Raw genomic sequence first — 13,573 nt, 5'->3', positions numbered from 1 at the left:
CGCGGGGCCGGACACGAAAGTGTCAGCCCACCCGGCAGGAGACCGTCGGCCAGGTCCAGTCGCCGCCGTGCATCACGGTGAAGCCGAAGGTGTTGCCGCTGCCGTTGGGACGCATCGTCATGACCTTGCCGCTGCCGTCCCAGGTCGGGCTGCCGTTCCAGGTGGAGCTGATCCGCTGGGCGTTCCGCAGGGTCACGGTGACGATCCAGTTGTTGCTTCCCGAGACGTTGACCGACAGGTTGAACCGGTCGCTCCACTGCTGGCCGGCGGTGATACCGGCCGTGCAACTGCCGCTCGGCGGGTTGGTCGGGGTGGTGCCGCCGTCAGGTGCCACGGCCCTGCCGGTGGAGGGTGAGATCATGCCGGCGCACAGGTTGCGGCTCCTCAGGTTCGCGGCGATCTGCGGGATCGCGTTGAGCGTCGTCGCGTACTGGTCGTGCATCAGGATGATCTGACCGTTCTGCAGTCGTCCGGCGGCCTGCACGATCTGGGCCGTACCGGCGCCGTTCCAGTCCTGGGAGTCGACGTCCCAGATGATCTCGGTGAGGCCGAGCTGCTGCGCGACCGATCGCAGGGTGGCGTTGGTCTCCCCGTACGGAGGCCGGAAGAGCTTGGGTGCGGTCCCGGTGGCCTGCTGGATGGCCTGCTGGGTCCGCTGGAGCTCCGACTGGATCTGGGAGCTGCTCATGTTGACGAGGTGGGGGTGGGTGTAGCTGTGGTTGCCGATCCACATTCCGGCGTCCTGCTGGGCGCGGACCAGGGCCTGGTTGTTCTGGGCGTTCTGCCCGGTGTTGAACATGGTGGCCCGCAGGCCGTTCTGCTTCAGGGCGTTCAGCAGGTTGGCGGTGTTGCCGGGGTTGGGGCCGTCGTCGTAGGTGAGTCCGACATATCCGGCACTACAGTCGGCGGCCTGCGCCGCGGGTGATGAGGTCACGGCGAACACCGTTCCGAGAACCACGAGGAGACTCATGACGAGTGAATGCCGGACGCGTGAGCGGCGTATCCGGCTTCCACTGCCGATGGTCGCGTTTTCGATCATTCTGTTCCTCCACTGGAACATCGATCGGTAAGAGCGGACACCGTACGGCTGCGGCGTAACACGTACGGAACGCACGGAACCGCGGTTCCGTCGTCACTCGCCCCGGGTGAGGCGAGCAGGACCTGTTTGGTGAGTCATTCTGTGGATTGTTACGAAACCTGTCAAGGAAGCATCGAAACGTTTCGGAATCGCCGCCTTGTATTTGATCATCAAGAAGAAGCTTTCATGGATCAATCCGACCCTGTTTGATCGGGCAATGTCTTCTACCAGGCAAAATGCTTCATCGACAAAGCTCTAGCAAGATCAGATTTCCGATATGTTTCTGAAACTTATTGACAGTTCGGCGGAGTCGAACCCACACTCTCACCATCGACAGCCCGAAACGCTGCCGATCCGGGTCACTCGCCGCGCGGCCTGGTCCTCCGGCCGTCGACCGTACGACGGCCGGCCAGCCCTGTCGCGTTGTACGACCCCAACGCGTGGTGGACGTCCCCCCGGCCACCGCGAGCCCCGCCGGGTCGTATCACGCTGCCTGCCCCAGCCCTCACGAGGAGGAAGCACGCACATGAACGATGCCCCCCGCAAGAGGCGCGGACGCGGTCGCGTCAGGCTGCTCGTCGGCCGTGCCTGCGCCGTGGCCCTGGCCATCGCCGTGGCGGTACTGCCCGGCCCCGCCCACGCGGCCGTCACCACCAACCAGACCGGCGACAACGGCGGCTACTTCTACTCGTTCTGGACCGACAGCCAGGGCACGGTCTCCATGGAGCTGGGGTCCGGCGGAAACTACAGCACCTCGTGGAGGAACACCGGGAACTTCGTCGCCGGCAAGGGCTGGCGCACCGGCGGACGCAGAAGCGTGAACTACTCGGGCAGCTTCAACCCGTCGGGCAACGCCTACCTCACCCTCTACGGGTGGACGAGAAACCCGCTCGTGGAGTACTACATCGTCGACAACTGGGGCAACTACCGGCCCACCGGCACGTACAAGGGCACGGTCACCAGCGACGGCGGCACGTACGACATCTACCAGACGACGCGGTACAACGCCCCGTCCATCGAGGGCAACAGGACGTTCAACCAGTACTGGAGCGTCCGGCAGTCGAAGAAGACCGGCGGGACCATAACCTCCGGCAACCACTTCGACGCGTGGGCCCGTAACGGAATGAGCCTGGGCAGCCACGACTACATGATCCTCGCCACCGAGGGATACCAGAGCAGCGGAAACTCCAACATCACGATCGGCGGCTCCTCCGGGGGCGACAACGGTGGTGGCAACAACGGTGGCGGCAACGGTGGCTGCACCGCGTCGCTCTCCGCGGGCGAGCAGTGGAGTGACCGCTACAACCTCAACGTCTCGGTCAGCGGTTCGAGCAACTGGACCGTGACGATGAACGTCCCGTCCCCCGCGAAGGTCCTCTCCACCTGGAACATCAGCGCCAACTACCCCAGCGCCCAGGTGCTGACCGCGAGGCCCAACGGCAACGGCAACAACTGGGGTGTGACGATCCAGCGCAACGGTAACTCGACCTGGCCGACGGTCTCCTGTAGCGCGGGCTGACCTCGTGACGACGGCCGCGTAGCGCCGTACCCGATTTTCCGACCGGATGTGCGCTCACCCGGCTCAGGCGGGTCCGGTCGGAAAACGGTGGCCCCGTTTCCCCTGGGGGGGTGAGGCGGGGCCACCGCCATGTCCGGACCCTCGTCTCCGGCAGGGCGGAGCCGGGTGGCCGGCTCCGCCCCGTTGATCAGCTTCCGTAGACCTCGAAGGTGAACAGGGAGTACCCGTACACCGTGGCCCGGGTGGTGCCGTTGATCCGCACGTACCTGGCGGAGGCGCTCAGGCCGGTGTGGTCGTCCTCACCGCCGTTGCCGCCGGTCACCGATCGGGCATTGGTCCAGGTCGTGCCGTTCGTCGAGGTCTGGATCTGGTACGCGGAGCCGTAGGCCGCCTCCCACACCAGACGCACCCTGTTGACCGTGTACGTGGCGCCCAGGTCGACCTGGATCCACTGCGGGTCGGAGAACGCGCTGGACCACCGGGTCGTCGCCGACGCGTCCACCGCGGCGGAGGCGGGGTAGGTGGCCGACTCCACGCTGGAGGCCGTCGCCGGCTTGTTCAGCGCGAGGTTCGTCGAGGTCGTGCCACCGTTGAAGGTGAAGGAGTCGACGTCGAACAGCGAGCCCGTCCCCCCGGTGAAGACCAGGAACAGGTTCGTCGTCCCCGAGGGCGGCGTCACCGTGCCGGTGACGTTGACCCAGTTCTCCCAGCCGCCGGTCGGCGCGACCGTGGCCGTGCCGATCACCGTCCCGGTCGCGGAACCGGCCCGCAGGGTGAGCGTGCCCCCGGCGCCCGCCGACGCGACCCGGGCGGTGAACGACGTGACCCCGGTCAGGTTGTACGGCGTGAACGAGATCCAGTCCCCGCTCTCGACGTGCCCGACCGCGTTGCCGCCGTTCGCCGACGGCTTGGCCACGATCTGCACACCCTGCTGGGCGCTGTAGTGCTCGGCCTGGCGGGTCCGCGGCTGCAGGACGGCCTGCGGCGCGTGGACGGCCGTGGTTGAGCCGGCCGGGGTGTACTCCGCGTCGAAGACGCCGAAGATGTTCGCGTTGGCGTCGTGCTCACCGTCCACGGGAGTCTGGATGGTGCCCGAGCAGCCGGTCGCACTGGTCATCTGGTGGCCGTGACTGTCGTGACCGAGAATGTAGTTGATCTTCACCCGGGAGCAGTCGACGGTCGGGGAGTTCGGATCGGTGACGCTGATCTGGAACGGGATCGCGTCGCCGAAGTTGAACACCCGCCCGTTGAGCGGCAGGTTGAGGGTGACCGTCGGCTGCCCGACGCTGATGACGGTGCTCGCCGTGGCGCTGCGGCCGGTGTTGTCGCTCACCGTCAACGTCGCGGTGTACGTGCCGTTGGCCGCGTAGGTGAACGACGGGTTGGCCGCGGTCGAGTCGGTGCTGCCGTTCGTCGTGAAGTCCCACGCGTAGGTGATCGGGTCGCCGTCCGGATCCGTCGTCCCGGCCGAGCTGAACTGCACGGTGAGCGGCGCGTTGCCGGCCTTCGGGGTGGCGTTGATCACCGGGATCGGCGCCTGTCCGGTCCCTGAGTTGTACTCGATCCTGTACACGGCCGAGTTCGCGTCACCGCCGAACCAGCCGGTGCCGTAGTCGAGCACGTACAGCGCGCCGTCCGGCCCGAACTCCATGTCCATCACCTGGGTGCCGGTCCAGGCGGGGAAGGCCTCGATCGCGCCCACCCCGCCGCCCGAGGCGAGGGTGACCGTCTTGATCCACCGCCGCCCGAACTCGCCGATGAACACCTTGCCGTTCATCGACGCCGGGAACTTCACGTCGGAGGCGAGCCCGGCGTCGTAGTTGTAGACCGGGGCGTTCATCGGCGACCAGCTTCCGCAGCACAGCTCCGACCGGTCCTGGCCGACCCCGTACGGCAGCCAGGCCGCGCGCGAGGCCGGGAGCTGGGTGAGGCCGGTGTTGTTGCGCGAGGTGTTCACCGGCCCGCCGGCGCAGTTGAACGCGGCACCCGAGGGGCCGGAAGGGAACGTGAAGTCGATGTACGGCACGTTGAACTGCGAGCAGTACGGCCAGCCGTAGAAACCGGGCTGGGTGATGCGCTCGAACGAGACCGACGCCGCCGGCCCGCGGGTGGCGCTCGCGGTGCCCGCGTCCGGCCCGTAGTCACCCAGGTAGACGATGCCGGTGGCCTTGTCCACGTTCATCCGGAACGGATTGCGGAACCCCATCGCGTAGATCTCCGGCCGGGTGTTCGCGGTGCCGGGCGCGAACATGTTGCCCGAGGGGATCGTGTAGCCGCCGGCCGCGCTCGGCCTGATCCGCAGCACCTTGCCCCGCAGGTCGTTGCTGTTGGCGGAGGTGCGCTGCGCGTCGTAGGCGGGGTTGCGGTCGGTCCGCTCGTCGATCGGCGTGTAACCACTGGAGTCGAACGGGTTCGTGTCGTCACCGGTGGACAGGTAGAGGTTCCCTGCCGCGTCGAAGTCGATGTCGCCGCCGACGTGACAGCACATGCCCCTGCTGGTGGGGACGTCGAGGACGGTGACCGCGGAGGCCGCGTTGAGGGTGTGGTCGGCGTTCACCGTGTACCTGGCCAGCCGGTTCACCCCGTTGAACGGGGCGAACTGCGCCGCCGTCCCCGAGGCCGGCGCGTCACCGGCCGGGGTGGACAGCGGCGGCGCGTAGTAGACGTACACCCACCGGTTCGACGCGAAGTTCGGGTCGGCCTTGATGCTCTGCAGGCCCTCCTCGTCGTGCGTGTACACCGGGATGGTGAGCGCCACCTTGGTGTTGCCCAGCACGTCGGTGTAGCGGATCGTGCCGTCGCGCGAGGTGTGCAGCACGCCCCGGTTCGGCAGGACGGTGAGGCCCATCGGCTCGCCGGTCTCCGCCGCACCCTTGGCGAGCGTCACCTGGGTGTAGCCGGGCGCCGCGAGCGCCACCGCGTTCGACGCGGTGTTCGTGGCGGTGTTCGGTGTGGCCTGCGCCGGTGGGGGAGCCAGGCTGAGGGCCGTCGCCAGTACGGCGACGCAAGAGACGAGTTTTCTTAACATGATCGGCGGTGCTCGCTTCCTGTGGTACGAGTCCATGCGGGCGTGCGCCGATCACGCCGGCGACGCGGAGAGACGGGGAATCCCTCGGCGACGTCGCTCGGACAAACTGTGACTGCTATTGGTAAAACAGTCAATAAGCTGCTGTCAGGAAATGTGAGACACGTCACTTTCGAGCGCTGCGTGATCGGGGTGCGCCGTTCGGTGAACATGGGCGAGCGCGTCGGAGGGCATCACGAAGGTGGCCGTCATCCGCCGTCATGGGTGACCACGGCGCGAGAAAACGGAAAGGTGGCACCGGAGCGGCGGGAGAGGGAGCGAGGGCTGGGTCGGTAAGAGGGAAAACGGGGAGGTGGGACCGGGTCGGCGGGAGCGGTCGGCGTCCGCCCCCGCCGCCCCGGCTATCCCCCTGTGACGGCGGCACGGCACCCTCGGGCGCCGCGTCGGCCGTCAGCGGGTCATGGTGGGAGAGATCGGTGGCAGCATGACGACCTCCAGGCCGTTCGAGGGGGGTGGGGGGTGAGTGGGCGAAGGGACTGCTCCCGGTCACTCCGGCTCCGGTCCGACGGCCGTGCGGGGTCCGAGCCGACCACTGATCTCGGGCGGTGCCCCTCGCCGCGCAGGGGACGAAGAGCGTGGTGCTGCGTTCTCAATCGCTGCACCTCCCGAACTTTCGCCAACTTCGCGGCTCATTCTGGTGTGAGCTTAAAATGTTACGTACCGACTGTCCAGATGTTACGGTCGAAATCGTGGAACTTTTGTCGCTTTCCGGCGGAAGTTCGGTGCCGTCAATAGAAACTCCACCGCGCGAACACAGAAAACCGCAGGCCGGAGGAACAACCGCCGAGTAGTGGCTACGAGGGCGGGATCAGTCGAATCGTCACTCAGAAAATGATCACAGAGCTACACCGGAGCGACGTGCGAGAGCGTGCAGACCGGAGAGCTTGCCGTGGCGGTCGCGGTGGAGTAGATCGGTGATCACCTGCCGTGGTCCGGTGCGCCGTACCTCGGATGGGGCGATCTTCTCGGCGACCAGGAGCGCACGCACGGCGCGGTCGGTCTTCCCCCAGAGCGTGTAAGCCTCGGCGATGCCCGTGTAGTAGCTGGCGCGACGCTCCAGGGTCGGGATCTCGTCGGGAACGATGTCCCTGGCGTGCTCTATGGCCGTTCCGGCGTCCCCGAGAACGATGGACACACCGATCTTGTAGGTGGCGACATGCCCGACGCTGAGCACGAGCTTGGGCGCGTGCCGGGCGGCCTCTTCGGCTTCCTCCAGCATGCCCAGGGCGTTGTCACGGTCTTCCAACCGGGCTGCGGCGATGGCGCCGGTGGACATCAGCGCCCCATACGATCCCCAGGCGGAGGCGGGAGCGGAGGGCAGTTGCGGGCGAAGGAGTTCCGCCGTGCTCACCGTGAGGTCACGAGCCTTGCCGTAGTCCATCGCCCGGTGGAAAAGGCTGGCCAGGTCTCGACGTGCCTCCCCGATGGCCTGGAGGTCACCGCTGGCGTGCGCGACCCGCTCGCCCTGATGGGCCGACACCCACGCGTACGGTGAGGCGCTCAGCTTGATCAGCGTGCGGGTCGTCAGGTGGTAGACCTGTGCGGCCGTGGCGAGGTCCGCCGGATCGGACGCGTCGCGGGCAACGGGGATCAGCTCGGCGAGATCACCGGCGAGATCGGCGTAGCGGGCGGCGGTGAAGTCCCGCCGGGCACGGGTGACGGCGCGGGCGAAGGACGCCTGTGTGAGGACGGGTCCTGAGCTGGGCTCGTTGGGGATGAGGGCATCACGCAGGCGCGCAACGGCTGCCGCGCTCTGGTCGGTCTGTCCGGCTCCATCGGTCAGCCCGACTCCCGCAGCGATCGCCGCGCTCTTGATGAACGTACGTCGTTTCGTTGCCCTACCTCCTGTGCTCGTCTCCAGCATAGGCAACGGTTTTCCGTATTGCTTCTCCCATGCCTCGACGAGCTTCCCTCCCGCTCCGAGGGCATCGTCGGCGAGTTCGGCCAATACCCGTTCCGGGTTGCGTTTCCCCTGTTCAACGCGGCTGAGATAGCTCTTGGAAAAGTAGGTCACCGCGTGAAGACCCGCCAGTGAAATCTTCCGTTGCTGACGATATCGACGCAATTGTTCCCCGAAACTCATCGTTGCCTCTTCCCGTTGCCACGTTGCCTCGCCCAGGCAACCCCTCGTTCGGAGAGATACCAATCACACATGCTTCTCGGTAGCCGCACAACAGAACCGGAGATTGGCGCAACGAATAAATGGCGGACCCGCCGACACGACACCACTCGTTCGGCGGGTCCTTGATCGCACACTGGAGGTGCGACCCGTGGACAACTGTAGAGCCGTCCCACCCGCCGTTGATGAGGCGACGGTGGAGAGCCATGACAAGGCGCTGGCCGTCGTCCAGCGGCTTCTCACCGAGCGGGGAATCCGTGCTCACCGTCATCACACGATCAGCCTGGGACTGTTCGCCGACAGTGAGGCTGCCTGGCCCGATCAGCCGCCGTTGCGGTCGTGGATGGAGCGCTACCCGCCGGAGTTGACCGTGAAGGGTCCGCAGGGCTGGTGTGTGGCCACGGTGACCGTGGGGGCGCGCTCGGGCAGTTACCTGGTCTCTCTTCGCGACGGCGCGGGCCTGCAGGCAGTGCGAAGCGAGCATCCCGAACAGGTGGTCGCCCTGATCGTGGCTGCTCGGGGGAGGTAACCGTGCACGGCTGGATCATCGTGGGCGATGCGGCCACCAAGAGAGTCAACGGCAAAGAGGTCATCGTCACGGCCGGTAAGTCGGGCGACATCAGGTCGGTCATCAGGGCGTGGGAGGACGCTGAGCGCCACCGGATGCTGTACGAACTGGGCAACCTCGGCCGCCTGGTCGATACTGCGCTGGCCCGCCTCCAGTCCCACCGCACTCCGGGCAGTCGCGGAAAACACGCGCTGCAAACCGACGACACCAAATGATCACCGGTCGGGTGCGGCGACAGACCTTCCTCGCAGTCGCGTTGCCGTACCCGACCAGACCAGGTAACCGTGGCATCGGGTGACAATCTGAGCAGCATCGAGGACGTAAAGCAGACCATCCAGAGACTCGGGCACGGCGATCAGGGAGCAGCCATGTGAGCGTCAAGTAGCAGGTCACTACCAATGAGTAGTGGCGTTTTGCAGGGGCTATGAGGACGCAGGAGTGCGCTGAGTGGGCCATCGAGACCAATCAGGTTACGACCCCTCGCAGGGGCGCGATGAGGACCGGAGGTGCGGCATGACGCGCCCGTTCCACATCGTCCGGTTGAGACCCCTCACAGGGGCGATGAGGACACGACCGCGCGCCCGCGCGGCGGTTCGAGTCGGCCGTGTTGAGACCCCTCGTAGGGGCGATGAGGACCCGCGCTCAGCACCGTCCGCCCCACTCCTGCCTCCACGTTGAGACCCCTCGTAGGGGCGATGAGGACTCTAGGGGAGTCGAGCGGAAGGCTGGAACCCCAGACAGTTGAGACCCCTCGTAGGGGCGATGAGGACGGCCCGTCTTGCTCAGCGACCCGTCCGGAGCAGCCAGGTTGAGACCCCTCGTAGGGGCGATGAGGACGCGCCCTCATTGAAACCCCAATACGCTTTTCCTAATAGTTGAGACCCCTCGTAGGGGCGATGAGGACCCCAATGTAAAGCCGCTGGTCACAGGCGGTGGGATCGATGCGTTTTCGGCCTGATTTTCAGCAGACCTCCGGTAGTGCAGCCGAGCCCGGTGTGTCGCTGAAATTTGTCGCTATGGAGTGGTCAAAGAGCCGGATCACAGGATATCTGTGGGCTCCGGTTCGGTGGCTCCCCACGCGAGCCGTTGCGGCGTGGCGCCGGGCGGGAAGGTGTAGACGATGACGTTGTCGTAGCTGAGGTCGAGGACAGCGGTCACAGCGCTCTGGAAGCGACGGAGTTGTGCTGGAGTGAGCCGACCTTCGAAGACACTGCGCTGCACGTGGTGGAGGTATTGGCGGCAGGTTCGTAGGATCTGCGGATTCCGCTCGGCAGCGGTGTCATAGACCACCACGACGTACATGAGGTCACCACCAGATCCGGAAAGGTCTGTAGCCGACGTTCTCCAGGCAGTGGCGTGTAAGGGCGAGCGCGTCGAGGTAGAGCAGTTCGTCGTACGCCACGGAGCGGCCCAGGGTGCGATGGGCGACTGTGACGGCGAATTCATCACGAACCGTTTGGACGACGAGTTTGCGGCCGGCCTCGCTGAGCATGGCCTGGTTGGTGTCGCTGTCGAAGTGATGCTCCTTGAGCTGGTTACGGCTGGCCATACGGAGAAGCAGACGTTCGGCGAAGAGCGGTTTGAACATCTCGGAAAGGTCCAGGACGAGCGAGTGTCGTTGGCGTTCCATGCTGCTGTGCAGGAACGCGATTCCGCTGTGCAGTGGTGTGAGCCGGACAGCGGTGAGAACGCGGGCATACACAATGCCGTTGACATAACTGATGAATGCGTTGCCGGCGTTTTTCGGCGGTCGCCGACTGCGTCCCTCAAGCTGAAGCCATGCGGGCAGTTTTGTGTCGATAACGGCCCAGGCCGAACGGCGGAAGGTCCCTTCGGCGCCCATTAGATGAGCCGCGCTCTCAGCTTCGGCGACAGTTTTTTGAAGGGCGGTGTAGGGACCCTTCAATAATTGACGGTCAACGACGCGTCGGACGTTGAAGGCGGTGGTCTCGACGATATCGCGAGCGATCTTCAGTGCGGCTTCTGGAGCGCCGGCGAGCCGGGCCTGAGCGAGGACGGTCTCGCCTGAGGTGCTGGTGTCGGAGGTCAGCAGGGAACCGGCGTAATCGCCGTAGTAGCTGAGCAGGTGCACGTTGATGCGGTGTCGGTTGAGCAGGGAGACGACCGCGGTGTTGATGTCGGTTTCGGCGCAGGCGACGATATCCCGCACATCGGTGATGGGGATGTGGACGGGCGAGGCGTTCTCGCGCTCGATCAAGAGCGATTGATCCTTACGCCGGATACGGCAAGGGCTGGTAAGCCAGTAAGTACGAGAAGCAGTTGGCACGAGTCATTCCGTCCAGCAGTAGTCGATGAAGCTGCATCCTTTACAGGCGTTGCGAGCGAGTCGAGGCGGGGAGGTGGACAGCGCTGCAGTTTCCAGGACCATGGCGATATCGGCCTCTGCCTGTGCGGATGCCTTTTCGGTGTAGTCCAGCCTTTTGGTCCGGCGTGTCTTGGGGTAATGCAGGACCGCACCTTTCGCATCGACTCCGACACGGTGCAGGCGGTGGCAGTAATGGCGTGCCTGGGCCTCATCCGCTGAGGTCGGCCGACTGGACGATTTCACTTCGTGGACCCATCTCTGGCCATCGACGAAGTCCAGGCGGGCGGCACCGAGATCGACCGGGGTGGCGCGGGTGTAGGTGGTGTCGTGAACGGCTTCCCCCATCTGCACGGCCGCGCTCAGGTGTTCCGGTCGAATGCCTCGCAGGAAGAGCCATAGCTGACGGCGGCAGTGGTAGAGGTACTTGATGTGAGTGCCGCCGACGTCTTCGGCTTCGATCACAGGACCTCTCCTGGTTGATAGGTGATGTGGGCGGGACCGTGAACGGCGCGGAGGCCCAACCGCGAGTCGTAGTCACCGTTGATAACGCGGACCTGGAGTTTCTTGTCGTAGCCGCTGAGGCGGCCGGCCCAGTGAGGCATGGGGAACAGATATTCGTCGGCCAGCAAGCGGCCTGCTCTTGGCTGCCCGGGGGCCTGGGCCAGGGCATCGGCGTATGCTTCCCGGTCTTCGGCGAGGATCGCTTCGGAACCGTCGAAGAGTTCGTCGAAGACCGCAGCGAGGTCGGAGCGGGAGTCGAAAGGCCGCCGGAAGGTCAGGAGCCGATCGGTGAAGGTTTCGTAGTACTCGTGCACTTCCTTACGCCAGGCCGCTCCCCAGGGGGTGGCGTAAATGAGGTTCAACCAGGCGGTGGCGTTGGACTCATCGACGATGGTGTCGGAGTGGGTGACCAAAAGTCGCCAGGCGGTCTCGACGGATTCACGAGCGTAGATCCCGTCTGCGTACTCGGCGCCTGGTGCGTTACGGCGCGTCGTCCAGTTGGGGAGATGGACGATGACGTCGGCGGGAGACCGAGCGGCAAGGCGATTGACGCGGCCGAATCGTTGAAGCAGGGCCTCCAGGGGAGCCGCGGCCGTCAGGAGAACATCGAAATCCAGATCCAGGCTGACCTCGACGCACTGTGTCGCGACCAGGAGTCCCGGACGCCGTTCCGGTAGACCGGCACCGAACCTGTTTCTGATACTCCGTTCGATGCTGTTCCTGTCGCCGCGTCGAAAACGGGAGTGCAGCAGTAGCGCGGAGCCTTCGCCATGAAGTTCTTCCGTATCCGGGCTGAGTTCTTCGAACAGTTCCAACGCCTGGGCGACGTTGTTGGCTACTATCAGAACGGACTTGTCAGAGGCCAGGCAAGAGCGGATCTCGTCTAGTGCCGCCGGATCCATGAGGTGGTGGCCTCTGGTGCGGAGGCGATGACGAGAGGGCAGTTTGAGATCGGCGGCGCCCACCGGGGAGACGGGCTGGGTAAGTGTTTGGGCGAACAGTTCCGACAGCACGTCGGGCAAGGTGGCCGAGACGACGGCGACGCGTCCTCCGAGGCGTTCCCAAAGGCGAGCGGAGGCGAGGATGCAGCCGAGCCGCTGAGGGTCGTAGACATGGAGTTCGTCGAGGACGAAAACGGAGTTGGCGGCGTCGATGAGGATGCCGGAATGGGCGGGGCCGGCCAGCGCGGCGCGCATCAGTTGGTACGGGGTGGCGACCCGGACGCTCTCGCGGAACAGCTTGGTCGCTGCCGCACGGGAAACGGCCTTGGTGGCGGCGTCGACACGGCAAGGATCGTTGTCCTGATCCGTCTCGTCGCCGTCCTCAGGAGCGATGGACGCGGCGAGGTGGTAGGAAGCGGCCTTTGAATGCGCGACTCCTACGGTTCCGGGAACTTGGAAGAGTCCTTCGAGGCGATCAGCCATCGCGTTAATGGACGACAGATAAGGCAGGACGAAGAAAACACGCGGCACGCCGCCGGTGCGTTGGGCCAGGTCGGTGATCTGCTTAGCCGCCCACAACAGGACGGCCTCGGTTTTACCGCTGCCCGTTGGAGCCTGTAAGAGCAAATGGCCCAGTTTCGTCTCGGCCCTTATCTGGTGAGGATGGAGTGCTCTGCCTTGATCGGCGAACCTCTGATCAAGGAGCGCGCGGAACGAGCTGTCCAAGGGCTGGACCAGGGACAGGTGCTGGTGCGCGGACGACAGATGGTCAGCCAGCGTGACGGCTCCCTGCAAGAGGACCGCGGTGAGGCCACGATCCGGCGTGATCCGCGTGTCCCACTTCTCCAGCACAACATCGAGCACGTCGTACGCCGCCATCAGTAGGGCGTCGACGTCCAACGGCGTCCGTGCCGGGGTGGCCACGGGCAAACCGACCAACCGGGCCTTGTCGCGGAACCAGTCCTCCAAGTCGGGGACGATTTGCTCATGGATCGGCCCAATTCTTTCCTGCAGGTCGGCTACGTCGCAGTCGCCGTACAGGCTCATCAAGTCACGGCCCGGTTCCCCGTGCAGCGGCCGGTGATGGGTGGCGACGGCGGTGGCAACCCAGAGCAGCAAGTCCGGGTCGTCGATGAGGGACGGCAGGAATCCCAGGGACAGGACTTCGTGCCGTTCCCCCCACATCCGGACACGTCCCGCGAGCATGTCCTGAAACCCGGTGGAGATTTTCCCGCCGTCGTGGGTAAGCCCCGCAAGCTCCACGGCAGCCCAGAACAGCGGCCGGAGACTGTCGTCGAGACCCGAGAGTGCCCCCACCCGGCGCGAGATCTGGCGGGCGGCGACATGGGTATCAGCCAGGTGGTCAATGAGTAACTCCGGAGGGCGACCGCCGCGGCTGCTTTTGGCGTAAACAGAAGACTTCAGATCCACCGACG

At 65.5% G+C, this 13,573-nt stretch carries 10 protein-coding genes, 1 pseudogene and 1 CRISPR repeat array; of the genes and pseudogenes, 3 read left to right on the top strand and 8 right to left on the bottom strand.

Annotated elements, in window-relative coordinates:
• Positions 1–22: 22 nt before the first annotated feature.
• Complete coding sequence (locus ACIBH4_RS25025; protein ID WP_362766506.1) at positions 23–970, bottom strand: polysaccharide deacetylase family protein; 948 nt, start codon at positions 968–970, stop codon at positions 23–25.
• A 634-nt stretch (positions 971–1,604) separates the two neighbouring features.
• On the opposite strand from ACIBH4_RS25025, the gene ACIBH4_RS25020 reads away from it, so the two are divergent.
• Positions 1,605–2,597 carry a glycoside hydrolase family 11 protein gene (locus tag ACIBH4_RS25020; protein WP_362766503.1) on the top strand — a complete coding sequence of 331 codons (993 nt, stop codon included), beginning with the start codon at positions 1,605–1,607 and terminating at the stop codon, positions 2,595–2,597.
• Positions 2,598–2,784: 187 nt separating this feature from the next.
• Here the strand turns inward: ACIBH4_RS25020 and ACIBH4_RS25015 are convergent, their stop codons facing one another.
• The 3 genes and pseudogenes from ACIBH4_RS25015 to ACIBH4_RS25005 form a co-directional block, all read right to left on the bottom strand.
• Positions 2,785–5,625, bottom strand: a complete 2,841-nt coding sequence (locus ACIBH4_RS25015) for a carbohydrate-binding protein (protein ID WP_362517488.1) — start codon at positions 5,623–5,625, stop codon at positions 2,785–2,787.
• An 892-nt stretch (positions 5,626–6,517) separates the two neighbouring features.
• Positions 6,518–7,546 (bottom strand): hypothetical protein, encoded by a 1,029-nt coding sequence (locus ACIBH4_RS25010; protein WP_399173001.1) that lies wholly within the window; start codon positions 7,544–7,546, stop codon positions 6,518–6,520.
• Positions 7,547–7,585: 39 nt separating this feature from the next.
• Positions 7,586–7,765, bottom strand: a pseudogene (locus tag ACIBH4_RS25005) (helix-turn-helix domain-containing protein); the annotation flags it as partial.
• Positions 7,766–7,952: 187 nt separating this feature from the next.
• On the opposite strand from ACIBH4_RS25005, the gene ACIBH4_RS25000 reads away from it, so the two are divergent.
• Together ACIBH4_RS25000 and ACIBH4_RS24995 are read left to right on the top strand one after the other, a co-directional pair.
• The gene (locus tag ACIBH4_RS25000) at positions 7,953–8,330 is read left to right on the top strand and encodes a hypothetical protein (RefSeq protein ID WP_362517482.1); all 378 of its coding nucleotides are present in this window, start codon (positions 7,953–7,955) and stop codon (positions 8,328–8,330) included.
• 2 nt (positions 8,331–8,332) lie between these two features.
• Positions 8,333–8,584, top strand: a complete 252-nt coding sequence (locus ACIBH4_RS24995; protein WP_362517479.1) for a hypothetical protein — start codon at positions 8,333–8,335, stop codon at positions 8,582–8,584.
• Between the two features lie 256 nt (positions 8,585–8,840).
• A CRISPR array of direct repeats spans positions 8,841–9,273; the repeat unit is 30 nt; unit sequence GTTGAGACCCCTCGTAGGGGCGATGAGGAC.
• Positions 9,274–9,407: 134 nt separating this feature from the next.
• On the opposite strand, the gene cas2 is transcribed toward ACIBH4_RS24995, so the two are convergent.
• From cas2 to cas3, 4 genes are read right to left on the bottom strand one after another with little or no spacing between them, the layout of a single operon-like run.
• Positions 9,408–9,671: a CRISPR-associated endonuclease Cas2 gene (gene cas2, locus ACIBH4_RS24990; RefSeq protein ID WP_362517476.1), complete on the bottom strand. Its 264-nt coding sequence runs from the start codon at positions 9,669–9,671 to the stop codon at positions 9,408–9,410.
• Between the two features lie 4 nt (positions 9,672–9,675).
• Positions 9,676–10,656, bottom strand: a complete 981-nt coding sequence (gene cas1 / locus ACIBH4_RS24985; RefSeq protein ID WP_362517473.1) for a CRISPR-associated endonuclease Cas1 — start codon at positions 10,654–10,656, stop codon at positions 9,676–9,678.
• A 3-nt stretch (positions 10,657–10,659) separates the two neighbouring features.
• Entirely contained in the window at positions 10,660–11,157 is a 498-nt protein-coding gene (locus ACIBH4_RS24980; RefSeq protein ID WP_362517470.1) for a CRISPR-associated protein Cas4, read from the bottom strand.
• Positions 11,154–13,568: a CRISPR-associated helicase Cas3' gene (gene cas3, locus ACIBH4_RS24975; RefSeq protein ID WP_362517467.1), complete on the bottom strand. Its 2,415-nt coding sequence runs from the start codon at positions 13,566–13,568 to the stop codon at positions 11,154–11,156. Before cas3 ends, ACIBH4_RS24980 begins: the two co-directional genes overlap by 4 nt.
• Positions 13,569–13,573 lie beyond the last annotated feature (5 nt).

The sequence above is a fragment of the Streptosporangium sp. NPDC050284 genome, assembly GCF_044459525.1.
Lineage (GTDB): Bacteria > Actinomycetota > Actinomycetes > Streptosporangiales > Streptosporangiaceae > Streptosporangium.
This window is presented reverse-complemented; position numbering and strand designations above follow the sequence as displayed.

Bases quoted from the DNA above. Each gene is read 5' to 3' on its own strand.
- ACIBH4_RS25025 (WP_362766506.1), bottom strand. From the start codon at position 970: ATGAGTCTCCTCGTGGTTCTCGGAACGGTGTTCGCCGTGACCTCATCA.
- ACIBH4_RS25015 (WP_362517488.1), bottom strand. From the start codon at position 5,625: ATGTTAAGAAAACTCGTCTCTTGCGTCGCCGTACTGGCGACGGCCCTC.
- ACIBH4_RS25020 (WP_362766503.1), top strand. From the start codon at position 1,605: ATGAACGATGCCCCCCGCAAGAGGCGCGGACGCGGTCGCGTCAGGCTG.
- ACIBH4_RS25010 (WP_399173001.1), bottom strand. From the start codon at position 7,546: ATGCTGGAGACGAGCACAGGAGGTAGGGCAACGAAACGACGTACGTTC.
- cas2 (WP_362517476.1), bottom strand. From the start codon at position 9,671: ATGTACGTCGTGGTGGTCTATGACACCGCTGCCGAGCGGAATCCGCAG.